At 64.4% G+C, this 23,673-nt stretch carries 18 protein-coding genes; 15 read left to right on the forward strand and 3 right to left on the reverse strand.

Going from position 1 to position 23,673, the window contains the following annotated elements:
• Positions 1–143: 143 nt before the first annotated feature.
• From USDA257_RS28680 to USDA257_RS28750, 15 genes are all read left to right on the forward strand, one after another.
• Complete coding sequence (locus USDA257_RS28680) at positions 144–1,133, forward strand: ABC transporter substrate-binding protein (RefSeq protein WP_014766494.1); 990 nt, start codon at positions 144–146, stop codon at positions 1,131–1,133.
• Positions 1,134–1,243: 110 nt separating this feature from the next.
• Positions 1,244–2,785 (forward strand): sugar ABC transporter ATP-binding protein, encoded by a 1,542-nt coding sequence (locus USDA257_RS28685; RefSeq protein WP_014766495.1) that lies wholly within the window; start codon positions 1,244–1,246, stop codon positions 2,783–2,785.
• A 39-nt stretch (positions 2,786–2,824) separates the two neighbouring features.
• Positions 2,825–3,802, forward strand: coding sequence for an ABC transporter permease (locus tag USDA257_RS28690; RefSeq protein WP_014766496.1), 978 nt, complete (start codon positions 2,825–2,827; stop codon positions 3,800–3,802).
• A 53-nt stretch (positions 3,803–3,855) separates the two neighbouring features.
• Positions 3,856–4,878: a zinc-binding alcohol dehydrogenase family protein gene (locus USDA257_RS28695; RefSeq protein WP_014766497.1), complete on the forward strand. Its 1,023-nt coding sequence runs from the start codon at positions 3,856–3,858 to the stop codon at positions 4,876–4,878.
• Entirely contained in the window at positions 4,875–5,711 is an 837-nt protein-coding gene (locus USDA257_RS28700) for an amidohydrolase family protein (protein ID WP_014766498.1), read from the forward strand. Before USDA257_RS28695 ends, USDA257_RS28700 begins: the two co-directional genes overlap by 4 nt.
• Positions 5,712–5,938: 227 nt before the next feature.
• Entirely contained in the window at positions 5,939–7,213 is a 1,275-nt protein-coding gene (phaZ, locus tag USDA257_RS28705) for a polyhydroxyalkanoate depolymerase (protein ID WP_014766500.1), read from the forward strand.
• Positions 7,214–7,396: 183 nt separating this feature from the next.
• Positions 7,397–7,822, forward strand: a complete 426-nt coding sequence (locus USDA257_RS28710; RefSeq protein WP_014766501.1) for a DUF2852 domain-containing protein — start codon at positions 7,397–7,399, stop codon at positions 7,820–7,822.
• 93 nt (positions 7,823–7,915) lie between these two features.
• Complete coding sequence (locus USDA257_RS28715) at positions 7,916–8,671, forward strand: M48 family metallopeptidase (RefSeq protein WP_014766502.1); 756 nt, start codon at positions 7,916–7,918, stop codon at positions 8,669–8,671.
• 136 nt (positions 8,672–8,807) lie between these two features.
• On the forward strand, positions 8,808–9,563 hold the full coding sequence (locus USDA257_RS28720; RefSeq protein WP_014766503.1) for a hypothetical protein: 756 nt from the start codon (positions 8,808–8,810) through the stop codon (positions 9,561–9,563).
• Positions 9,564–9,602: 39 nt separating this feature from the next.
• Entirely contained in the window at positions 9,603–10,973 is a 1,371-nt protein-coding gene (locus USDA257_RS28725) for an FAD-dependent oxidoreductase (RefSeq protein ID WP_014766504.1), read from the forward strand.
• 142 nt (positions 10,974–11,115) lie between these two features.
• Complete coding sequence (locus USDA257_RS28730; protein ID WP_014766505.1) at positions 11,116–11,790, forward strand: phosphoribosylanthranilate isomerase; 675 nt, start codon at positions 11,116–11,118, stop codon at positions 11,788–11,790.
• Positions 11,787–13,007, forward strand: coding sequence for a tryptophan synthase subunit beta (gene trpB, locus USDA257_RS28735; protein ID WP_014766506.1), 1,221 nt, complete (start codon positions 11,787–11,789; stop codon positions 13,005–13,007). Before USDA257_RS28730 ends, trpB begins: the two co-directional genes overlap by 4 nt.
• Positions 13,008–13,012: 5 nt before the next feature.
• Positions 13,013–13,852, forward strand: a complete 840-nt coding sequence (gene trpA / locus USDA257_RS28740; RefSeq protein ID WP_014766507.1) for a tryptophan synthase subunit alpha — start codon at positions 13,013–13,015, stop codon at positions 13,850–13,852.
• 50 nt (positions 13,853–13,902) lie between these two features.
• Positions 13,903–14,817, forward strand: coding sequence for an acetyl-CoA carboxylase, carboxyltransferase subunit beta (gene accD, locus USDA257_RS28745; protein ID WP_014766508.1), 915 nt, complete (start codon positions 13,903–13,905; stop codon positions 14,815–14,817).
• A gap of 140 nt (positions 14,818–14,957) precedes the next feature.
• Positions 14,958–16,301 (forward strand): bifunctional folylpolyglutamate synthase/dihydrofolate synthase, encoded by a 1,344-nt coding sequence (locus tag USDA257_RS28750; RefSeq protein ID WP_014766509.1) that lies wholly within the window; start codon positions 14,958–14,960, stop codon positions 16,299–16,301.
• Between the two features lie 236 nt (positions 16,302–16,537).
• Here USDA257_RS28750 and trxA read toward each other — a convergent pair whose 3' ends face one another.
• From trxA to addB, 3 genes are all read right to left on the reverse strand, one after another.
• Positions 16,538–16,858 carry a thioredoxin gene (gene trxA, locus USDA257_RS28755; RefSeq protein ID WP_014766510.1) on the reverse strand — a complete coding sequence of 107 codons (321 nt, stop codon included), beginning with the start codon at positions 16,856–16,858 and terminating at the stop codon, positions 16,538–16,540.
• 81 nt (positions 16,859–16,939) lie between these two features.
• Positions 16,940–20,509 carry a double-strand break repair helicase AddA gene (gene addA / locus USDA257_RS28760; RefSeq protein WP_014766511.1) on the reverse strand — a complete coding sequence of 1,190 codons (3,570 nt, stop codon included), beginning with the start codon at positions 20,507–20,509 and terminating at the stop codon, positions 16,940–16,942.
• Complete coding sequence (addB, locus tag USDA257_RS28765) at positions 20,499–23,672, reverse strand: double-strand break repair protein AddB (protein ID WP_014766512.1); 3,174 nt, start codon at positions 23,670–23,672, stop codon at positions 20,499–20,501. The genes addA and addB overlap by 11 nt, the downstream gene beginning before the upstream one ends.
• Between the last annotated feature and the right edge of the window lies 1 nt (position 23,673).

Genomic DNA, 23,673 nt, shown 5'->3' on the forward strand with positions numbered 1-23,673 from the left:
GCGGGCGTATCGAAGTGGGGCTTGCCAACTCGATTTGTCTGAACTAGCGTGTCGAAATGTTTTTTATTGATAAAAGACGATCTGCAAGCACCTGGCGGATTGGTCTCGCTAACGGAACAAGGTGTAATGAGAGGAGAAACTTGATGAGCATGACCAGACGCATTCTTTCCCGCCGCGCCTTCAACGCCCTGGCCGGCGCCGCCTTCGCCGTTGCGATGGCGCCCGCGACGTCTTTCGCGCAGGACGTCACCATCCCGATCATCGTGAAGGACACGACCTCCTTTTACTGGCAGATTGTGTTGGCGGGCGCGCGTGCCGCCGGCAAGGACCTCGGCGTCAACGTGCCGGAACTCGGCGCACAATCCGAATCCGACATCAACGGCCAGATCAGCATCCTAGAGAACGCCGTCGCCGGCGCGCCGGCCGCGGTGGTCATCGCTCCGACCGAGTTCAAGGCACTTGGCAAGCCGATCGACGAGGCCGCCAAGGCGGTGCCGGTCATCGGCATCGATTCGGGTGCTGATTCGAAGGCCTTCAGTTCGTTCCTGACGACTGACAACGTCCAGGGCGGCCGCATCGCCGCCGACGGTCTTGCCGCCGCGATCAAGGAAGCGACCGGAAAGGAAGAGGGCGAGGTCGCCATCATCACCAGCCTGCCGGGCGTCGGTTCGCTCGACCAGCGCCGCGAAGGCTTCCTCGACCAGGTCAAGACCAAGTATCCTGGCCTCAAGGTGGTTGCCGACAAATATGCCGACGGCCAGGCGACGACCGGCCTCAACATCATGACCGACCTGATCACCGCCAATCCGAATCTCGTCGGCGTCTTCGCCTCCAACCTGATCATGGCGCAGGGCGCCGGCCAGGCGATCGCCGAGAACAAGCTCGGCGACAAGATCAAGGTCATCGGCTTCGACAGCGACGAAAAGACCGTCGGCTTCCTCAAGGAAGGCGTGCTGGCCGGTCTCGTCGTGCAGGATCCCTATCGCATGGGTTATGATGGCGTGAAGACGGCGCTTGCGGTTTCGAAAGGCGAAAAGGTCGAGGCCAATGTCGACACCGGCGCGAACCTGGTCACCAAGGCCAACATGGCCGAGCCGAAGATCGACGCGCTCCTGAACCCGAAGGTCAACTGACCTGTCGCCAATGAGTCGTGGCGTTTGGGTCACCTGCGCCACGACCCGTCTTGGCGCGACGGCCGGCCGGAGAAGCCGACCGTCGCGGACCGGAAAGTGAGGAGGGTGTTATGACGGGGCTTCAAGAGGTCAGCCAGCGGCACGAGGAGGCGCTCGAGGCGGCCGTGCCGAAAGGCAAGCCGATCCTGGAACTGCGCGGCCTGCAGAAGAACTATGGCGCCGTCCAGGCGCTGAAGCCTGCGAACATCACCTTTCTCTCCGGGGAGGTTCACGCGATCGTCGGCGAAAACGGCGCCGGCAAGTCGACGCTGATCAAGCTTCTGACCGGCGTCATTCCGCGGACCGCCGGCGAAGTGTTCTGGCAAGGTGAGTCTGTTCAACTCGCGAGCCCCAACGAGGCGATCGCCCGCGGCATCAACGCGGTTCACCAGGAAGTGGTCCTCTGTCCGCACCTGAGCGTGGCGGCCAACATGTTCCTCGGCGACGAGATGAACCGCCGCGGTGTCATGCGCAAGCGGGCAATGACGGATGCGGCCCAGGGCGTTCTCGACGACCTCGGCTTCAACCTGCCGGCCAACGCGACGCTCGGCAGCCTGACGATCGGCCAGCAGCAGTTGGTCGCGACCGCGCGCGCCGCCATGCGCGGCACCCGCTTCCTGATCTTCGACGAGCCGACGGCCTATCTGACGCGGCAGGAATCGGCCCAGCTCTTCCGCCTCATTCGCCGGCTGCAGGGCGAGGGCGTCACCATCGTCTATATCAGCCATCGGCTCGAGGAAGTCTTCGAGCTTGCCGACCGCGTCTCGGTGCTGCGCGACGGGACCCATGTCGGCACGCGCGGTATATCCGAGACGAATGAGGCGGAACTGATCGCGCTGATGATCAACCGCACCATCGAGCAGATCTATCACAAGGAGCAGTTTGCTTTAGGCGAGACCATCGTCGAGGCGCGCGGGCTCTCCGGCCCCGGTTTCAGCGACATATCGCTTTCCGTCCGGGCCGGCGAGATCGTCGGGCTCTATGGCCTGATCGGCGCAGGGCGCAGCGAATTCGCGCTCGGCCTCTACGGCCGTCATCCGCTCACCGCCGGAGAGGTCTATTGGCAGGGCCGCAAGGTCGAGATCGACCATGAGCGCAAGGCGATGGAACTCGGCATCGCGCTCGCGCCGGAAAGCCGCCGCGACCAGGGCCTTTGCCTCAACCTGCCGATCGGCCTCAACATCAACCTGCCGGTGTTTCGCAGGCTGACGCGCGGCTTGACGATCAACCGCGCCGAGGAGGCCGCCAATGCCGAACGCCAGATCCGCGACCTGCAGATCAAGACGCCGTCGCGCCGGGTGCTCGCCTCCGCCATGTCCGGCGGCAACCAGCAGAAGATTGTCATCGGCAAGTGGCTGAGCCACGGAGCCAAGCTGTTCATCTTCGACGAGCCGACTGTGGGCGTCGACGTCGGCACTAAGGCAGAAATCTACCGGCTCTTCGCGCGCTTGCTGGAAAATGGGGCGGGGATCATCCTGATCTCCTCCTATCTGCCGGAAGTCTACGAGCTTGCGGACCGGCTGCACGTATTCCGCCAGGGACGACTCGTGGCAAGCCATGATTACCGCGCCGCCAGCCACGAGGATGTCCTGGCGCAGGCGATCAATGCCTGAGCGTTTCGAGCGAATAAGAAAGACTGCAGGGAGGACGGAATGAGTGTGGAAACGGTAGAAAGCAGCGCAGGTCCGACGCCGAAGAGAGGGGTCAGCATCCTGTTCGGGCTGACGCTCCTCGGGCTACTGGTCGTGCTCTGGCTGCTGCTTGGCCTGGCGACGAGCGCCTTCTGGACGCCGAACAATATCAGCAACCTGCTGCGCCAGGGGGCGATGACCGCGATCCTCGCGGTCGGCCAGACCTTCGTGATCATCACCGCCGGCATCGACCTGTCGGTCGGCGCGGTCGTCGGCTTCAGCAGCGTCGTCGTCGCCTGGCTGCTGGCCGCCGGCGTGCCGCTCTGGCTGGCGCTCGTCGCAACGCTGGCGATCGGCGTGCTGATCGGCGCATTTCACGCCTTCGGCATCGTTCGCATGGGCCTGCCGCCCTTCATCATCACGCTGGCGACGCTGACATCGTTGCGCGGTATAGGCCTGCTGGTCACAAACGGTTCGACGATCTCGATCACCAACGAGGCCTTCACCAATTTCTCGCGCGCCGACTTTCTCGGTGTCCCGAGCCTTTTCTGGATGGTGATCGTCGTCGCGATTCCGGCCTACGTCTTCCTGCATTTGAGCCGCTTCGGCCGCTATCTCTTTGCCGTCGGCTCGAACAGCGAGGCGGCCCGCCTGTCCGGCGTCAACGTCAACCGGACGATCTATCTCGCTTATATTCTGTCTTCGACCTGCGCCGCCTTTGTCGGCCTGCTGCTCGCCTCGCGCATCGGCATCGGCAACGCCACGCAGGCGGAGGGCTGGGAATTGCAGGCGATCGCCTCGTCGGTCATCGGCGGGACCAGCCTTTTCGGCGCCGTCGGCTCTGTGCACGGACCGCTGCTCGGCGCCTTCATCCTGGCGACCATCAACAACGGCGCCAATCTGTTGAACGTCAACTCCTTCTGGCAACGCATCATCACCGGTCTGCTGATCATCGTGATCGTCTATTTCGACCAGCTCAGGCGCCGGGGGTCGCGTTGAACGGCGATTGGCCAATGCCGGCCGGATCGCGCTTCGGAATCTAGGAAAGCCCCATGAAAGTTGTCGTCTGTTCAGAACCCGGTCGCCTGGAAATCACCGATCGACCCCGGCCGGCGGCGCCCGCCGAGGGTCGGGTTCGTCTTGCCGTTCGCCAGGTCGGGATATGCGGCACCGACTATCACATCTTCGAAGGCAAGCATCCGTTTCTCGAATATCCGCGCGTTATGGGCCACGAGATTTCCGCGACCGTGATCGAGGCAGGCCCGGGTTCCCGGCTCGATCCGGGCATGCTGGTGGTCGTCAATCCCTATATCTCCTGCGGTAGCTGCATTGCCTGCCGGAGGGGGAAGCCGAATTGCTGCACGGCGATCCGGGTTCTCGGCGTCCACACCGACGGCGCCTTCTGCGAAGAGATCCTCATGCCCGAGCAGAACCTCTATCCGGCGAACGGTCTTTCTCCCGAAGCCGCAGCGACGGTGGAGTTCCTGGCGATCGGCGCCCATGCGGTCAGGCGGTCAGGGGTGGCGCCCGGCGCCAGGTCCCTGGTGATCGGCGCCGGCCCGATCGGCCTCGGGACGGCGATTTTCTCGCGGATTGCCGGACACGAGGTAACGCTTCTCGATACAAGCGCCGAGCGACTGGGTTTCGCGGCGAACGAGCTCGGCTTTTCGGGCGGCCTTCTGGCCGGTGAGGGGCTGGAAAAGGCCGTCGCCCAAGCGACGGATGGCGATGGCTTCGACGTCGTTTTCGACGCCACCGGCAATGCCACGTCGATGGAACGCTCCTTTGCCCATGTCGCCCATGGCGGGACGCTAGTGTTCGTCAGCGTGGTGAAGAACGACATCCGCTTCTCCGACCCGGAATTCCACAAGCGCGAGACGACGCTGGTGGCGAGCCGCAATGCGACGCGCGAGGACTTCGATCACGTTATCGCGTCGATCGGCAGCGGCCTGGTCCCGGTGGACAGGCTCGTGACCCACAGGACGACCCTCGACCAGGCGGTGCACGACTTGCCGCGTTGGGCGCACGACAAGGCGGGCCTTGTGAAGGCGGTCATTACGGTGAATGCGGCATGAGCTTCATCGATGCCCACCAGCACTACTGGACCTTGGGGCTTGGTCACAACGACTGGCCCGGCCCGGACCTTGAACCGATCTTCCGCGACTTTGGACCCGACGATCTCAAGCCCCATCTGAGCGCCGCGGGAATCGGCAGTACCATCCTCGTGCAGGCGGCGCCGAATGTCGCCGAAACCGAGTTCCTGCTCGATATCGCCGCGCGGGAAGAGACGGTTGCCGCGGTCGTCGGTTGGGTCGACATCCTTGCTGCGGACGCCGGTGCCGAGCTTCGGCGACTGAAAACGCATCCGGAATTCAAGGGCATTCGGCCGATGTTGCAAAGCATCGACGAAACCGCCTGGATTCTTCGGCCGGAAGCGATCGCCACGCTTGAGATGCTGCCGCAAATGAACCTCCGTTTCGACGCGCTCGTCCAGCCGCGCCACCTGCCGGTGATCGCTGTGCTCGCCGATCGCCTGCCGGATCTCGCCATCGTCGTCGATCACGGCGCCAAGCCTTTCATTGCGGAAGGCCGGCTGGAGCCTTGGGCGACGGATATGGCGGCGCTCGCCCTCCGCCCCAACGTTCACGTCAAGCTGTCGGGGCTTGTGGCCGAGGCCGGCGGAGACTGGTCGGTCGAACGATTGCGGCCCTATGCCGCTCACCTGGTTGACGTCTTCGGTGCTGAGCGAGTCATGTTCGGCAGCGATTGGCCGGTTGTGCTGCTCGACGCCGACTATGCAGAGTGGTTCGCTGCTGCCCGGGCGTTGACCGCGACTTGCACGGAAGCGGAGCGGCAGGCGATTTTCCTGGGGACGGCGGCCCGTTTCTACGGAATTTCCGCGGTCTGAGGTACGAACGTCATAGCGCGACACGCCGGCGCAATGTTATCTCAATATATTAGTAATATGATTTCGCTGCGCAACATACCCCAAAATGCAGGGGGCGTTTTTGTTGCGATGCACAAGAAAAGTGGTAGTCTGCAAGGGATTGCGGACACCAAGACAAACACTCGCAAGCCTTGCGTCGGGACCTGGGAGCGGCGCCGAGATTGATTGAACCGAGGGGTACGCATCCCATGTTCTACCAGCTTTACGAAATGAACCATGCCATGATGGCACCGTGGCGCACGGCGGCGGATGCCATGCGGCTGGCCTTCAAGAATCCGATGAATCCGGTCTCGCACACTTATTTCGGCCGCGCCGCGGCCGCGGGGCTGGAAGTCTTCGAACGCGCCACGCGTCGTTACGGCAAGCCGGAATTCGGCCTGCCCGAAACGATTATCGACGGGCTGCCGGTGCCGGTCCGCGAAAAGATCGTCTGGCGGGCGCCCTTCTGCAACCTCATCCATTTCGAGCGGTCGCTGCCGAAGGGGCGGACGCCGGACCCGAAAGTGCTGCTCGTCGCGCCGATGTCCGGACATTATGCGACGCTGCTGCGCGGTACCGTCGAGGCGCTGCTGCCCCACTCCGACGTGTACATCACGGACTGGATGGATGCCCGGATGGTGCCGCTCAGCGAAGGCACCTTCGACCTCGACGACTATATAGACTACGTCATCCAGCTCCTGCATTTCCTCGGACCCGACACGCATGTGATCGGCGTCTGCCAGCCGGCGGTACCGGTCCTCGCCGCGGTCGCGCTTATGGAGGCGGACAACGACCCGCTCTCGCCGGCGTCGATGACGCTGATGGGCGGTCCGATCGACACGCGCATCAATCCGACCGGTGTCAACCAGCTGGCCGAGCAGCGTCCGGTTGAATGGTTCCGCGACAATGTCATCATGCCGGTGCCGTGGCCGCAGCCGGGCTTCATGCGCATGGTCTATCCGGGCTTCCTGCAGCTCTCGGGCTTCATGTCGATGAATCTCGATCGCCATCTGGTCGCCCATAAGGAGTTCTTCGCCCATCTCGTCAAGAATGACGGCGATGCCGCCGACAAGCACCGCGATTTCTATGACGAATATCTCGCGGTCATGGACCTGACGGCGGAATTCTATCTGCAGACGGTGCAGGTGGTGTTCATGCAGCATGCGCTGCCGAAGGGCGAGATGACGCATCGCGGCAAGCGCGTCGATCCGACGGCGATCCGCAGAACGGCCCTGCTGACCGTCGAGGGCGAGAACGACGACATTTCCGGCGTCGGCCAGACCAAGGCGGCGCAGACGATCTGCACCAACATCCCGGACTACATGCGCCAGCACTACATGCAGCCGGATGTCGGGCACTACGGCGTCTTCAACGGCTCTCGCTTCCGCGGCGAGATCGCGCCCCGCATCGTCGCCTTCCAGCGCCAGCATTCGCGCCACTCGAAACCGGTGAAGCAGATCATCAAGGGCGGCAAGTCGGCCTAAGGGCCGTCGCCGCCGGGCCGATCCGAATATCCCTCGGACCAAACTGCGGCAGCGATTTGCTACCGCAGAGTCAAGGGCTTGTCCGATTCGCATCCGGTGCATCTTGCAGACATCTTCGGTCTTTCCCACATCGTCTTCATCGGGCCGCAACGGGCGGCCCGCTGACTGCGAGGAATACTGAAGATGAACCAATCTGCATTGATCCGTCCGGACTGGACGCCTGCGACCATTGCATTGATGGTGCTTGGTTTCATTGTGTTCTGGCCGCTCGGTCTGGCGATGCTCGCTTACATCCTCTTCGGCGACAAGCTGAGGACCTTCAAGAAGGACGCCAACGACAGCGTGGACCGCATGTGCGCCGGCTTCCGCCGGAACCACAAGGCCCAGTGGGCCCACCATCGGACCGGCAATGTCGCCTTCGACGACTGGCGCGAAGCGGAACTTACCCGCCTCGACGAAGAGCGCCGCAAGCTCGACGAGATGCGCGAGGAGTTCGACGCCTATGTCCGCGAGCTCCGGCGCGCCAAGGACCAGGAGGAATTCGACCGCTTCATGCGCGAGCGCAAGAACGGCCGCCCGGGTCCGGCACCCGGCTCCGAAACGAACTGACCTGACGGAATCGATGTCCGGCGTTTCACATGAAACGCCGGACGTCTCGTAGAGGCAGCTGCCAGCGGTCGGCGAATCGGCTAGAAAGGCCTCATGTTTCCTTCTTTCAAGCGGCGCCGCGGCACTGAAACGCGCCTCGATGTTACGCGTGACATCGAGGTGGCCGGCAAGCTTCTTCCCTTGACCATCCGGCAGAACGCCCGGGCGACGCGGATGACGTTGCGTATAGAGCCCGGCGGGCGCGCCTTGAAACTGACCGTTCCCGAGGGCCTGCCGGAGCGCGAGGTCAGCGCGTTCCTCACCCGTCACCAGGGCTGGCTGATGACCAGGCTCGCGCGCTTCTCCGGCGAGAGCGAAATCGAGCATGGCGGAACGATCTTCATCCGCGGCGTCGCCCATCGCATCGAAAGAACCGGCCGCATCCGTGGCCTCACCGAGGCCGTGGTCGCTGACGACGAGGCGGTGTTGCGGGTCGGCGGCGCGGAGGAGCACCTGCGTCGGCGGATTGCCGACTTCCTGAAGAAGGAGGCGCGCTTCGAACTGGAGCGTCTCGTCGCCGTCTATGCCGGCAGGATCGATCGCCGGGTGCGCTCGCTCAGCTTCAAGGATACCCGCAGCCGCTGGGGTTCCTGCTCCGCCGAAGGCGACTTGAGCTTTTCCTGGCGCATTGCAATGGCGCCCCCGAAAGTCATCGCCTATCTCGCCGCCCACGAGGTGGCCCATCTCCAGGAGATGAACCACGGCCCCGACTTCTGGGCACTGTGCGAAAAGCTCTGTCCGGACACAAACGACGCCAGGCGCTGGCTGAAGCGCAACGGCACCATGCTGCACGCGATCGATTTCGGTTAGATCTGGATTGGGGAAAAGCGCGCGGTTTCCGCCGCAAGGACGTGCCGGCCTGATTCTTCGCCGGCCAAGAATGTCACATGAGCGTCATTTGATGTTGCTACTGCAACGCGCAGAACGACAATGTGACGGTAAACTCATGCCATCCAGCCTTCCTTCCAAAGCCGTTCGCTTTGGAAAGCGCGCTTCCAAAAAGGCGCCAGCATCGGCAGCGCCGATCGCGGTGCGCTTCCTGCATCGGGCTGACGTCGATGCGCTCCTCGTTCTCGAACGGGCCAAATGGACCGGCGCGCAGGCTGCGAGCCGGGCCGATCTCGAGCGGCGCATAGCGGCTTTTCCCGGCCTGAGCATCGGGGCCTTTTCCACGGAGACCGGCGCGGCGCTTGCGTCGCTCTTCCTGAAACCGGTGACGCCGGAGCAGATCAGAGCCGCACGCACTTGGTCGGAATGCGCGGCAATTTCCAGTCCCCCGCCCGCAAACGCGCGAGCGCTCTTCGGAATCAGCCTGAGCAGCACGGATGCTCTCGCCGTGCGCCTCATCTTCGAGTTCTTTTGGCCCTACGCGTTGAAACAGGGATGGCGGCGGATCTATCTCGGCTCGCCCATGCCGGGACTGGCAGCCTGGAGGCGCGCCAATCCGGAGGCGCCGATCGACGAGTACGTCTGGGAAACGCACAACAAGCTGCCGCGCGATCCACAGTTGCGCTACTATTATAAGAAAGGCTTCCGCCGGATCGAGGGCTGGAAAGCCGATTATTTTCCCCACGAACCGTCCCTCGACCACGCCGCCCTGTTGCGCGCCGACATTCCGCTGTCGTCGGTCTCTCCCTTGTGGACGCTGATGCCGCTGTCGTGGCTTGAGCGGATGCGCAGTCTCTTGTTCCTGGTTGCTTGAGACTTCCATTCGCCGTTGATTGCAGATCGGGATAGCCTCATGATTTCGAATGACTCCGTGGCGAACCGCTACGACGCCGACGTCCTCGTGATCGGCGCAAGCATGGCAGGGCTGCTGGCTGCAGCGGCGGCGAGCCAGGCCGGCAAGACCGTGCGCATCATCGAGCGCGATGTGCTCGACGGTTCGCCCCTGCCGCGCAAGGGTGTGTCGCAAGGCCATCAGCCGCATGTTCTTCTCTATCGTGGTCTGTGCGCCATCGAGGAACTGCTGCCGGGGTTCCGGAGCGAGCTTGTCCAGGCTGGTGGCGTGCCGCTCGACACCGGCAATCTCGCCTGGCTCGGCGAACAGGGATGGGCACCGATCGGCAACCCGGCCTTCGAACTGGTCTCCGCGACGCGCCCCGTGGTGGAAGAGCTCGTGCGCCTGAGGGTGGCTGCCTTGGCTGGCGTAGCCTTGACCGACGGCGTGCGCATCGCGGCTCTCGAGCGCGACAGCGAAAGACACGGCTGGATCGCCCGAAAGGCGGACGGAAGCGTGCTGTCGGCGCCGCTTGTCATCGACGCGTCCGGGCGCGCGTCCCGCCTGCCGTTCTGGCTCGTGGAGTCGGGGTTCGGCGGGGTCGAGGTCACGACCGTCGATGTCGGCTTCGGCTATGCGAGCCGCATGTACAGAGCTCCGGCGGATCATCTGGCGCCGGCCGCCGGCATTCTCGTTCTTCCAACCCCTTCGAGCCCCATGGGAGGGGTTGCCCTTCCCGTAGAAGGCGGACGCTGGATGATCGGCGCGGTGGGTGCGGGAGAATGCTGCCCGCCGCGCGAAACCGAGGGCTTCCTGCCTTTCCTCGAACGGCTGCGCGATCCTGCGCTCGCGGATTTCGCCCGGTCGGCGACCGCTGTCAGCGATGTCGTCATCCATCGCCGGACGGATAATGTGCGCCGCCAGTACGACCGGATGTCGGCTTGGCCCGCCGGATTGCTGGCGATCGGCGACAGCTTTTGCGCCTTCAATCCGGTTTACGGACAGGGCATCACCGTATCGGCCTGCCAGGCGCTCATGTTGCGGGACAGTTTCAGGGCCGGTGAGGTCATCGGCGCGGAACACCGCCTGATGCGGAGGCTCGGTCAACTTGCGCAACTGCCCTGGGAGATCGCGACGGGCGAAGATCTGCGCTATTCCTCGAGCCGGGGAGAATCGACCCCGCTCCAGGCGCTGTTTGGGAAATGGTCCCGGCAGCTCGACCTGCTCGCCGCCCATGGAGACCTGCAGGCCCAGCGCGCCTTGGACCGGGTATATCATCTCGTCGGTTCGCCGGTGGGATTGCTTCATCCGCGTCTCTTCTGGTCCGCGTTGAAGGCGTGGGCGTTCGGCCTACCGCCCCGGCTTCCCCGACCGCTTGAGCGCCCGAGGTGAGGGCGGCAAAAAGCACCGCTTCGTCGAATGTGGTAAGCTTGTGACCTGAGCCGCAACACCTGGCGGCAACCCTCCTCTTGATTGCCGAGGAAGGCCATGGTTTTGCTCGACTCGCGCGGCATTTCGTGCAAGGTCGCTTCCCATGAAAATGGACGTGAAGATTTGTGGATTGAAGACCGCGGAGGCCTTGGAGCACGCCGTGTCCCTCGGCGCTTCGCACACGGGTTTCATTTTCTTCCCGAAGAGCCCGCGCAACATCGAGCCGGACGATGCCGGTCGCCTTGCCGAGCGCATTCGCGGCCGGGCGACGATCGTCGCCGTCACGGTCGACGCGGACAATGACGATCTCGACGAGATCGTTTCCGCTCTCAGGCCGGATATGCTGCAGCTGCATGGCGGCGAGGATCCGGAGAGGGTGCTGACCGTCAAGGCGATCTACGGCCTTCCGGTGATGAAAGCGCTGTCGATCCGCGAGGCTTCCGATCTCGACCGGATCGATCCCTATCTCGGCATCGTCGATCGTTTCCTTTTTGATGCGAAGCCGCCGGCCGGGTCGGAACTACCGGGCGGCAACGGCGTCTCTTTCGACTGGAGACTGCTCGACGCGCTTGACGGAAGCGTCGATTACATGCTTTCCGGTGGACTGAATGCTGAAAATATCGGCGAGGCTGTTGCGCTCACCGGCGCGCGCGCCGTCGATACATCCTCCGGGGTCGAGAGCGCACCGGGTGTCAAGGATTTGAAGCTCATGGATGCGTTTTTCGATGCGGTCCGCCGCGCCGAAACCGAACGGCGACGATCAGGGAGCAAGACGTGAATCAGCCGCTAAAACCGAACTCCTTCAGGGCCGGACCGGACGAGGACGGCCGTTTCGGTATTTTCGGCGGCCGTTTCGTCGCCGAGACTCTGATGCCGCTGATCATCGATCTTCAGGACGAATGGAGCAAGGCCAAGAACGACCCGGCCTTCAAGGCGGAGCTCGAAAACCTCGGCACCCACTATATCGGCCGGCCGAGCCCGCTATACTTCGCCGAACGCCTGACCGCCGAGCTCGGCGGCGCGAAGATCTATTTCAAGCGTGAGGAGCTGAACCACACCGGCTCGCACAAGATCAACAATTGCATCGGTCAGATCCTGCTGGCCAGGCGCATGGGCAAGACCCGCATCATCGCCGAGACCGGCGCCGGCCAGCACGGCGTCGCCTCTGCGACCGTTGCCGCGCGCTTCGGGCTTCCCTGCGTGGTCTATATGGGCGCCACCGACGTCGAGCGCCAGGCGCCGAACGTCTTCCGCATGAAGCTGCTCGGCGCCGAGGTGAAGCCTGTGACCGCCGGTCACGGCACGCTGAAGGACGCCATGAACGAGGCGCTGCGCGACTGGGTCACGAACGTCGACAGCACCTATTACCTGATCGGCACGGCCGCCGGCCCGCATCCCTATCCGGAGATGGTGCGCGACTTCCAGGCGGTCATCGGCCAGGAGGCCAAGGAACAGATTCTCGCGGCCGAGGGCCGCCTGCCCGACCTTGTCATCGCGGCGGTCGGCGGCGGCTCGAACGCCATCGGCATCTTCCACCCGTTCCTCGATGACGAGGGGGTGAGGATCGTCGGCGTCGAAGCGGGCGGAAAGGGACTTGAGGGCGACGAGCACTGTGCCTCGATCACTGCCGGCTCGCCGGGCGTCCTGCATGGCAACCGTACTTACCTGCTTCAGGACGGCGACGGCCAGATCAAGGAAGGCCACTCCATCTCGGCCGGCCTCGATTATCCGGGTATCGGTCCGGAACATGCCTGGCTCAACGATATCGGCCGGGTCGAATATGTGCCGATCATGGACCATGAGGCGCTCGAAGCTTTCCAGACGCTGACGCGGCTCGAAGGCATCATCCCGGCGCTCGAACCGTCGCATGCGCTGGCCGAGGTTATCAAGCGGGCGCCGACAATGGGCAAGGACGAGATCATCCTGATGAATCTCTCCGGTCGCGGCGACAAGGACATCTTCACCGTCGGCAAAATTCTGGGAATGGGGCAGTAACGAGTATGACCGCACGCATCGAGCAGAGGTTCGCCGACGTCGCGGCGGAAGGCCGCCCGGTCCTCGTCACCTATTTCATGGGCGGCGATCCCGACTTCGCAACGTCCCTGGCGATCATGCAGGCACTGCCGAAGGCGGGCGCCGACGTGATCGAACTGGGCGTGCCGTTTTCCGATCCGATGGCCGACGGTCCGGCGATCCAGCTTGCCGGCCAGCGCGCCCTGAAAGCCGGGCAGACGCTCGCCAGGACGCTCGAACTCGCCCGCCGCTTCCGGGCCGAAGATCAGCGCACCCCGGTCGTGCTGATGGGCTATTACAATCCGATCTATATCTACGGCGTCGAACGGTTCTTGAACGATGCGGTCGAGGCGGGTGTCGACGGACTGATCGTCGTCGATCTGCCTCCGGAAATGGACGACGAACTGTGCATCCCGGCCCTGAAGAAGGGCATCAGCTTCATCCGTCTGGCGACGCCGACGACGGATGACCGCCGTCTGCCCAAGGTTCTCGAAAACACCTCCGGTTTCGTCTATTACGTCTCGATGACCGGCATCACCGGTTCCGCCTTGCCCGATCCGTCGCTGATTGCCGGTGCGGTGGCACGGATCAAGTCACACACGAAGCTGCCCGTCTGTGTCGGCTTCGGCGTCAAGACCGCCGACCATGCGCGGGTGATCGGCGCCTCGGCCGATGGTGTCGTGGTTGGCACGGCGATCGTCAACCAGATCGCCTCGAGCCTGACCGAAGAAGGTCACGTCACCGAGGCGACGGTGCCCGGCGTCGAGGCGCTTGTGCGGGGGCTTTCGGCCGGGGTGCGGGCCGCACGCCTTGCGGCAGCCGAATAATCGCCCATATTGGCGCGCAGAAGCCGAAGGACAGCTTCAGGAGTCTATAAGTGAACTGGATCACAAACTACGTTCGGCCGAAGATCAATTCGATGCTCGGCCGCAGGGAAGTTCCGGAGAACCTCTGGATCAAGTGCCCTGAAACCGGCGAGATGGTGTTCCATCGCGATCTCGAAGAGAACAAGTGGGTCATCCCGCAGTCCGGCCATCATATGAAGATGCCGGCAAAGGCCCGCCTGAAGGATCTCTTCGATGGCGGAATCTACGAAACGCTGCCGCAGCCGAAGGTGGCGCAGGATCCGCTGAAGTTCCGCGATTCGAAGAAATATCTCGACCGCCTGCGCGACAGCCGCGCCAAGACCGAGCTCGAGGATACGATCGTCGCGGGCCTTGGCCTCGTTCAGGGCGTCAAGCTGGTCGCCGTCGTGCATGAGTTCAACTTCATCGGCGGCTCGCTCGGCCTGGCGGCCGGCGAAGCAATTATCAAGGCCTTCGAGAGAGCGATTGCCGAGAAGTGCCCGCTGGTGATGTTCCCGGCTTCGGGCGGAGCCCGCATGCAGGAAGGCATCCTTTCGCTGATGCAGCTTCCCCGCACCACCGTCGCGGTGAATTTGCTGAAGGAAGCGGGGCTCCCCTATATCGTCGTGCTGACCAATCCCACTACCGGCGGGGTGACCGCATCCTATGCGATGCTGGGCGACATCCACCTGGCCGAACCCGGTGCGGAGATCGGCTTTGCCGGCAAGCGGGTAATCGAGCAGACCCTGCGCGAAAAGCTCCCCGACGGCTTCCAGACCTCCGAGTACCTCCTGGAGCACGGCATGGTCGACATGGTCGTCAAGCGCCACGACATCCCGGCGACGTTGGCACGCGTACTGAAGATCCTGATGAAGAAGCCGGCGGAGGCCGCAAGGCGGGAGAGCGGCTCCCAGGTTTCGGCCTTGCCGCTCGCAGCCCGGGCGTAGCCGCCGCAACCCAACGAGCCCTGTATTGAACGTTGCGCGTCCCATCCGGACGCGCATACGTCGTTGTAAGTGTCTTGATTTGCTGCAATTCCGTTCTAAGGAATCATCGAGCAGCGGATCATCTTTTGCGAGGCAGGAACATGACGGCGGCACAGGTCAGCGAGGCGGCGCAGGAGATCGACAAGCTTCTTGCCCTGCATCCCAAGGGGTTCGACCTGTCGCTCGACAGGATCACGCGGCTGCTCGCCGCGCTTGGAAACCCGCAGGACCGCCTGCCGCCGATCATCCATGTCGCCGGCACGAACGGAAAAGGCTCCGTCACCGCATTTTCCCGGGCAATCCTGGAGGCGGCGGGTCTCAGCGTTCATGTGCACACATCGCCGCATCTGGTGAACTGGCACGAGCGTTATCGGCTCGGCGTCGCGAGCGGCAAGGGTGCGCTCGTCAGCGATCCGGTTCTCGCCGATGCGGTACGCCGCGTTGCGAAAGCCAATGCCGGCGAGAAGATCACCGTCTTCGAAATCCTGACGGCGGTCACCTTCGTGCTGTTCGCAGAGCACCCGGCCGATGTTGCGATTATCGAGGTCGGTCTCGGCGGCCGCTTCGATGCGACGAATGTTATCGCCCGGCCGGCGGTTTCCGTCATCATGCCGATCTCGCTCGATCACCAGGCCTATCTCGGCGATCGCGTAGAACTGATCGCCGCCGAAAAGGCCGGAATCATGAAGCGCGGCTGCCCGGTGGTGATCGGCCATCAAGAGGAAGATGGTGTGCGCGACGTGCTCGTCGATACGGCCGAGCGGCTCGGCTGCCCGATGTCCGTCTATGGCCAGGATTTCATGGCGCATGAGGAATTCGGCAGGTTGATTTTCCAGGACGAGAACGGCCTTGCGGACCTGCCGCTGCCGCGCCTGCCGGGCCGGCACCAATATGCCAATGCCGCGGCGGCGATCCGCGCCGTCCGGGCGGCCGGGTTCGACGTTCCGGAAGCGGCGATCGAGAAGGGCCTGGCCGGCGTCGAATGGCCGGGGCGCCTGCAGCGACTGGCCGGCGGCAAGCTTTCGCACTATGGACCGCCCGCCGCCGAGATCTGGATTGACGGCGGCCACAATCCCGGCGCCGGCCAGGTCATAGCCGAAGCGATGGCCTCCTTCGAGGAACGCGATCCGCGGCCGCTGTTTCTGATAATCGGCATGATCAACACCAAGGATCCGGTCGGCTACTTCAGGGCCTTCCTCGATCTCGCCGAACAGGTCTTCACCGTGCCGATCCACGCCTCGGACGCGGGCCTTGATCCGGTGGCGCTGGCCGCCGACGCGGCCGCTGCCGGGTTGGAGGCCAATGCCACCTCCTCGGTCGCCGAAGCGCTCGGTCTCATCGCCGAACTCACCGAAGAGGACCCCGTGCCGCCGCGCATCCTGATCGGCGGTTCTCTCTATCTCGCCGGCGATGTGCTCGCCGAAAACGGCACGCCGCCGCGGTAGTAGGACGAGTTCGGCTCAGCTGCGTCTGCCCTCATCCCGCTGCCGCGACCTTCTCTCCATTTTGAGGGGGAGAAGAAGGGATTTGCCGCGAGCTCTTAAGTCCCTCACCCCGCGAGCAGGGAAAGGCTCTAAGATCTAGGGTAAGGAGCAAGCTCAAGCCTCGGCTGTCTCGGACGAGCAAGAAAAAAGCCCGGCGAGCCGGGCTTTTCGATAGCGCTTTTCAAAAATTCGGCGGCTTAGACCGCGTTGGAAATCCACGAGCTGAGCGCGGTCTTCGGCGCGGCGCCGACCTTGATGTCGGCAACTTCGCCGGCCTTGAACATGGCGAGCGTCGGAATCGAGCGAACTCCATATTGGGCGGCCAGTTCGGGGTTTTCATCGATGTTGAGCTTGACGACCTTGACCTTGCCGGCCAGTTCGGTGGCGATCTCTTCAAGGCTCGGCGCAATCATTTTGCACGGGCCGCACCATTCGGCCCAGAAGTCGACGACGACCGGCTCGGCGGAATTCAGGACTTCTTTTTGAAAATTGGACGCATCGACTTTTACAGTTGCCATCGGCTGCTCCTTCGGAATGGCATTGTCCAGATATTGTGCCTCATGTGAGGCCTCGCCACTGGATTTTCAATATCGTGTATCTCACTTTGTCGCGAGCTCTTCAAGGCTCGCGTCCAGCATCGTGTCGGGAAGCACCCGGACCGCCGGACCTTCCGTGAAGATCAGCGCAGAGCGAAATTGCTTGCCAGGATAAAGCGGCTTCAACAGTTCGCGATAAATGGCGAGCTGCCGTCGGTAAACGGTCGGAACCTCGTCGGCCGAGGCCGGCACGTCGCGGTTGGTCTTGTAATCGGCAATCGTCACCGTGTCGCCGGCAATCGCCAGGCGGTCGAGCCGGCCTGACACGGCGAACGCATGACTGCCGAGCGTGAGCGTTCCCATGACGGACACCTCGGCGCGGCTGTCCTCGCCAAAAAGCGACTGCAGGTCCGGATGATCGAGCACGTCCATCACGGCACCGGCGAGCGCCTGCCGCTCTGCCTCCGGCCAGCGCGGTACGGCGCGGCTCAGATAGCGTTCCGCCGCGTCGCGCCGCTCCGGACCGTCGAGCATCGGGAGCACCTGCAGCAGCCGATGCAGGATCGCGCCGCGCAGCATCGAGGCTTTGGGCGCAGTAGGCCCTGCAAAGAGAGCCGAGCCGACGATCGACTCCTGATCCGAATCGTCGATGGCCACGCTCGTTCCGGAAGGGGCGAGCGGCCGCGGCAGTCGGCGCTGCGGCGGCAAGGGCGTGAACAGCGCCGGCGGCAGGCCGGAGGCCATTGAATCAGGCTCACTGCCCGTGTTGCCGCTTGTCGGGATGATGACCGGCACATGCGCTTCGCGCCAGACATGGCCTGTCCATTCCTCGCCTCCGGCGCGGAAGGCCATCGGCGTCGCTCTGCCTTTTGGGTCGTGCGACAGCGTCCCCTGAGCCATCGCATGCCAGGTGTCGAGGTTCTGCCGCTGGCCACGATAACCGCAGACGATCAGCCGATCCGCGGCGCGCGTCATGCCGACATAGAGCAGGCGGCGATATTCTTCTTCCGCCAGTCGCTTCAGTCGATCGTTGTCGGCGGCGATCAGCGAATTCGGCGTCGAGCCGGGCGCCCGCCAGACGGGGACGCTGACGAGCGAGCCGTCGGTCTGTTGCTTCTCCAGAAAGCGCAGGTCCGATACCTGCTGGCTGACGAAGGCGGTGCCGCCGCCGTCGACAAGGAAGACGACCGGCGCCTCGAGGCCCTTGGCGGCATGCACGGTCATGACGCGGACCTCGTCGCGCTCCTTGTCCTGCTCGCGCTTCACCGTCGGCGCTTCGATCTCGAGCGTCGAGATGAAGGCCTGCAGGCCGGGGAGCCCACTCCGCTCGTGGTCGAGCGCGAAGGTGAGGAATTCGTCGAGGATGTCGCTGACCTCGCTGCCAAGCCGCGCCAGGAAGGCGCGCCGGCCGCCATGGGTCCCAAGCACCCGGGCGTAGAAGTCATGCGGCAGCAGGTTGCGGGCAAGCTCGTCGTAACCGGCAAGGGTGCGCACGACCCCATGATAGCGGCTCGATTCGTCCGTACCGAGCTGTTGCAGCCGCTGCCAGAGGCTTTCGCCCTCCGCTCGGCGTCCCGCCAGTTCGAAGACATTCTCCTCGCCGAGATTGACGAGCGGGCTCTTCAACAGCGCCGCGAGTGACAGGTCGTCCTCCGGCAGAAGTACGAAGCGGCCGAGTGCCATCAGGTCCTGGATGGCGATGTGGTTGGTCAGCACCAGCCGGTCGGCACCGGCAACCGGAATATTGCCGCGGCGCTTCAGCGCGCGTGTCAGGGCGTTGACGAAGGCATCGCGCTTGCGCACCAGCACGATGACGTCGCCCGGCCGCATCGGCCGCCGGACGCCCTTTTCGATCACGGTCTCCCTGCCGATCCAGTCTTCGAGCACGGCCGCGATCCGCCGGGCGAGAATGTTCACCGGCGCGCGCTCGGGCGTCGCATCGAACGGCGCCGTCCAGTCGTCTTCGGAGGTGGCTGGCTCAGGGGCGATGACGTCCCAGATGTCGACGGCTCCTGGGTGGCCAATCCGGTTGGAGGCATGCACGACCGCCTCGCTCCGGGCGCTGAGCCCCTTGGCATTGCCCGGATTGGCAAAGACCGTATCGACGGCGGAAAGCACGTCGACAGTCGAGCGGAAGGAGAGCTGCAGGCGGATGGGGCTGAAATATTTGTTGCCGGCGCGCACCCTGCGCTCGGTCAGGATGCTTTCGCGCGAAAAGCGCTCCGGACGTGCGCCCTGGAAGGAATAGATCGACTGTTTCTCGTCGCCGACCGCAAAGATCGTCCGGTCGTCCGCGCGCGCTGTTTCGCCGGCAAAGAAATCGGCGGCAAGCGCCTGGATGATCGTCCATTGCGCGGGGCTCGTATCCTGTGCCTCGTCGACGAGAATATGGTCGATACCCTGGTCGAGCTTGTAATGCACCCAGGCGCCGACGTCGCTGCGGGCAAGCAGCGCCGCCGTGCGGTTGATCAGGTCCTCGAAATCGAGCTGGCTGCGCCTCTTCTTGAGGTCCTCGTAGTCCCGATTGAGCCTTTCCGCGAGGATCAGCGCCGCGCGCGTGGCCTCATACATCCGCACGATGCTGAGGCGATCGGCACAGGAGACGATGTGCTGGCGTGCTTCCTCGATCAGCGGTATTAGCTGCGGCGCCTGCACCAGCATCGCCTTGTTGAAAAACGCAGAGTCCGCCTTCGGCTTGCCGCCGCCGTTGAAGAACACGCGCAGAAGTCCGGCGAAGCGCTCCTCCGCATTCCCGGCCGCGCGGACGACCGCCAGCCCCTTTGCAATCTCGCCGGGCTTTATACCACCGAGGCTGAGCGCAAGCTCGATATATTGCTCGAGGGCAGTGCCGTTGAGGCCGGCAAGCGGCCAGGCGCCGGCCATCACGCTCGCGGCCGATTCTCCCGGAGCGAGACCGAGCGCCGCACGCAATTGCCTCTCCCGCCCGCCGCGTTCGGTGGCGCGGTCGAGAAAGGCCTGGATGGGCGCGCGGTTCGCCACGATCGCCTGCAGCAGTTTTTCGAGACCCGTGTCGTCGGCAAGGTCGAGAACCGCCGCAAAGGCATCGGCAAGCTCCGTCTCGTGCTCAGCGGCGGTGGCCGTCAGCAAAGCGCGTCGCGCGTCGGCGAGCAGCACCGCCGCGGCCCGGTCGTCGAGGACCGAAAAATGGCCTGCCACATTGGCCTCGAGCGGAAACTGGTGAAGCAGGGCCTCGCAGAAGGCGTGAATCGTCTGGATCTTCAGACCGCCGGGGGTTTCGAGCGCCTTTGCAAAGAGCCGCCGCGCCTCCTGGATCTTGGCGACCGAAGGGCGTGCGCCTTCGATCGTCTCGATGCGCTTTTCCAAAGCGGCGTCATCGATCGTTGCCCATTCGGCGAGACGCTCGAAGATGCGGTTCGACATCTCGGAGGCCGCCGCCTTCGTATAGGTCAGGCAGAGAATCGCGGAAGGCCGGCAGCCGGCGAGCAGCAGCCGGATGACTCGCTGCGTCAGCACATGCGTCTTGCCCGAGCCAGCATTGGCCGAGACCCAGGCCGAGCGGGTGGGATCCGAGGCAAGCGATTGCCGCTCCGTCGTCCAGTCGAGCCACGCCTTGGGCGTCCTCTCCTCCGGGCCGAAGGCGTCATTCCTCATCGTCGTCCTCCCCTTCGGCGGTCGCCCATTCGGCGACGCGTGCCAGGTGGTCGTACTCGCCGCCATAGTCCCGCTCCTTCTGGACGATTAGGCGCGAGGCGAAGCCATATCGACCGCTGGTGAGCCCGGTAAGCAGCTTCTTCAGTTCGGCAAGCGAATCTTCCGCCAGTTGGTCGGCAGATTTGGTCTCCTTCGACTTGCTGTTCTCGTTGTTGACGGTGTCGACGACAAAGCGGCTGCCGGGCTTCAGGCGCACATAGCGCAGCGAATGCGGCCGGGCGGGTCCGATCGTGCCGAAAGCGCCGGCCTTGAGCGCCGCCGCTTCGAGCGCCAGTTGCGGGTCGAGCAGCGCCCGCGCTTCTCTGGCGGAGGGGCTGGAGCCGGTCTTGTAGTCGATGATATCGATGACGCCGCCCACGAGCCTGTCGAGGCGGTCGGCAATGCCGGTCAGCCTTATGTCGGCAATGCCGAGGTCCATTGCGGCAGGAACTTCGGTGAAAGACCAGACGATCTCATGACGGCGCTCCCGCTCCCAGGAAAGGAACGTCCTCGCCACCGCTTCGAAGCGTGGCCGCCAGATTGTGTCTATGTGAGCCGGGAGATTTTCCTCGTCGAAGGCCTCCCCGATCAGCCGCGCCATCGCCTCTTCACCGTCGCGGGAGGCGGGATCGAAGCCGCCTTTGACGAAGCGGTCGACGATCCGGTGGTAGAGCAGGCCGCGTTCGGCAGCACCCGGATCGCAGTTGAAGGGGTCGATCGGCTGCAGCCGCAAGATGCGCCGCGCGTAGATGGAATAGGGATCGCGGCGAAGTCGGGCCACCTCGCTGAACGAATATTTGCGCGGCTGCAGTTCGACCGGCGGCTTCGGCTGCGGCCTCTCGCTGAGCGGCTGGCGCTCGCCATCGTCGAGGATACGCATAAAGTGGAGATAACTGGCGCCATTCGCCTTGAGCTGCTCGGTCAATGTCTTGCCGCCGAGCGCCTGCAGGCGTTGCAGCCATCGCGAGGCGACCGTCGGAGCCGAGCCCTGGCGCATGGATCTGGAAAGGATCAAGCGGCGCGTTCCGCAGGCCATCTGCAAATCATGGGCAAGCTGGCCGATGCGTCGTTCGGGCGGTTCGAGGCCGATTCCGGACTTCATGGTCCGCGACAGAAACGGGTCGTTCGAGGTCTGCCCCGGCCAGGTGCCCTCGTTCATGCCGCCGAGCACGATGAGGTCGACGCTTTGCAGACGCGATTCCAGCGCCCCGAAGATAAAGACGCGCGGGTGCCGCATCGACCGAGGCTTGACCGCTTCGCTGGCGGCAAGCGCCTCGACGATATCGCACCATTGCCGCCCGTCGGCCTCCATCTGCCCGTCGGTCTCGATGATCCCCTTAAGCAGCGTCGCCAATGCTTCGCCGGCTTCCGAAGCCCACAACCCGCCGAGGCTGCCGCGCTCGTCGAAGCTGACCGCTTCCAGTGCCCGACCGGTGCGCTCCGCCCATTCGGCCAGGGTCAGGACTGTCATGTGGCGGCCGCTTTCTGGGCCGCCGGAGATGGTGCTCGCCAGCGGCTCGACAGCCGCTGAAATTCGCCGGGCGAGGGCCCGTGCGAGTTCGACATCGTTCTGACCAATTCCGGCGCGCCAGGGCCTCGGATGCCGCTCAGTCCGCTGCCTCGCGAGTGCCTTGTCGAGCACCACTTCGAGAGCGGAAATATCGGATAAGTCGGTGCCGCCGCGCAGCGCAAGAAGCTCCAGCACGTCGGCTGCATGCCGCGCGGCTTCCGCCGCCTGGCCGAAGCGGGCGAGCGGGTGCTTCAGAAGCGCTACCAGGGCCACCGGGTCGTCCGGTCTGAGAGTCGCCTCGATCAACAGCCGCGTGAGCGCGCCTGCCGCGGTGGCCGAGAGCGGCACGCCAGCGGAATCATCGGCCTCGATGCCGAATCGGGCGAGCTCCGCGCCGACCCGTCGCGCCAAGCCGCGATCGGGTGTGATCAGCGCCGCCTGGCTCTCTTCGTCGCCTTCGAGCGCGAGCCTCAGCGCAATCGCGATCGCGGTCGCCTCCTCGCGCTCGTTCGCCGCCTCGATCAGCGCCACGTCGGCGAAGGCGGCAAAGAGCCTCTCCGCCGCAAAGCTCTCGCGGGCCTCGGTCCAACGATCGGTGGCTTGGGCCGGCAACAGTGCCCGCGAAAGAACCACGGCTCGATCGCCGAGGTCATCGTCGAGCGACCCCAGCACCGGCACGTCGCGGCGTTCGATGCGCATGCGCTGCAGGAGGCGATGAAAACCATATTGCGGGTGCGTACGGCTTGCCGGGTCTCGTGCCGCCAAGGCGGCCCCGTTGCCGCCGATCAGCTCCCATTCCGCGTCGCTCATCTCCAGGTCGAGGCCGGGAAGCACGATGGTGCCGTTCGACAACGCCTTCACCGCGGCGATCAGGGCCGCGGTCGCAGGTATCGAGCCGGTCGAGCCGGCGATGATGATCGGCCCATCGACCTTGCTGGCGGCGATGCGCTGTGTTTCAGCCTTGAGCACGGCGTTGCGATGGCGCGCCGGCGAGGAATGTTTGAGCTCGTTAAGGCGGTCCGGCCAATAGGTCCGGGCAATCTTCAGGAAGGCGAGCGTCAATTGCCACCAGAGCGCATGCTCGCCGCCGTCGAGACCGTCGAGCGCATCCCAGTCGAGCTCCTCCGTCTCGATCGCGTCGATCAGCTCGGCGAGATTGCGCGCCAACCAGATGGCGTCGGCCGGGCTTGCTGGGGCGATCAGCGGGCTTTCGGCATGAATGTCGAGGACCACCTGCGGCAGTCGGTTGCGCCAGGCGAGAATGAGGCGGGCGAGCTCGATCAGCCGCGCCGTGCCGGAGAGCGGTGGGGCAAGATCGAGAATCGCCGGAACCTCGGCGTCGAAGAAGCCGCTGTCATCCTCCGTCTCGCCCAGCGCGCGGATCATCGGCAGGATCGCCGAGCGGCCGCCGAGCAGGTCGACGAATTCCGAGCGCAGGACGCGGGCCGAACGCCGGGTCGGAACGAAGATCGTCACGCCGGCGAGCGCCAGCGGATCGGCCGGATCATATTGGAAGTCCGGCGTCAGCGCGCCGCCCAACAGTTTTTCCGCCAGCGTTTTCAGGAAGGGCAGGCCGGCTGGGATCGTGAAGACGTTGGAAGCGCGGCCGGGCAAG

The sequence above is a fragment of the Sinorhizobium fredii USDA 257 genome, from assembly GCF_000265205.3.
Taxonomy (GTDB): Bacteria; Pseudomonadota; Alphaproteobacteria; order Rhizobiales; family Rhizobiaceae; genus Sinorhizobium; species Sinorhizobium fredii_B.

Coding starts and splice junctions, on each gene's coding strand:
- USDA257_RS28680 (WP_014766494.1), top strand. CDS start 144: ATGAGCATGACCAGACGCATTCTTTCCCGCCGCGCCTTCAACGCCCTG.
- USDA257_RS28685 (WP_014766495.1), top strand. CDS start 1,244: ATGACGGGGCTTCAAGAGGTCAGCCAGCGGCACGAGGAGGCGCTCGAG.
- USDA257_RS28690 (WP_014766496.1), top strand. CDS start 2,825: ATGAGTGTGGAAACGGTAGAAAGCAGCGCAGGTCCGACGCCGAAGAGA.
- USDA257_RS28695 (WP_014766497.1), top strand. CDS start 3,856: ATGAAAGTTGTCGTCTGTTCAGAACCCGGTCGCCTGGAAATCACCGAT.
- USDA257_RS28700 (WP_014766498.1), top strand. CDS start 4,875: ATGAGCTTCATCGATGCCCACCAGCACTACTGGACCTTGGGGCTTGGT.
- phaZ (WP_014766500.1), top strand. CDS start 5,939: ATGTTCTACCAGCTTTACGAAATGAACCATGCCATGATGGCACCGTGG.
- USDA257_RS28710 (WP_014766501.1), top strand. CDS start 7,397: ATGAACCAATCTGCATTGATCCGTCCGGACTGGACGCCTGCGACCATT.
- USDA257_RS28715 (WP_014766502.1), top strand. CDS start 7,916: ATGTTTCCTTCTTTCAAGCGGCGCCGCGGCACTGAAACGCGCCTCGAT.
- USDA257_RS28720 (WP_014766503.1), top strand. CDS start 8,808: ATGCCATCCAGCCTTCCTTCCAAAGCCGTTCGCTTTGGAAAGCGCGCT.
- USDA257_RS28725 (WP_014766504.1), top strand. CDS start 9,603: ATGATTTCGAATGACTCCGTGGCGAACCGCTACGACGCCGACGTCCTC.
- USDA257_RS28730 (WP_014766505.1), top strand. CDS start 11,116: ATGAAAATGGACGTGAAGATTTGTGGATTGAAGACCGCGGAGGCCTTG.
- trpA (WP_014766507.1), top strand. CDS start 13,013: ATGACCGCACGCATCGAGCAGAGGTTCGCCGACGTCGCGGCGGAAGGC.
- USDA257_RS28750 (WP_014766509.1), top strand. CDS start 14,958: ATGACGGCGGCACAGGTCAGCGAGGCGGCGCAGGAGATCGACAAGCTT.
- trxA (WP_014766510.1), bottom strand. CDS start 16,858: ATGGCAACTGTAAAAGTCGATGCGTCCAATTTTCAAAAAGAAGTCCTG.
- addA (WP_014766511.1), bottom strand. CDS start 20,509: ATGAGGAATGACGCCTTCGGCCCGGAGGAGAGGACGCCCAAGGCGTGG.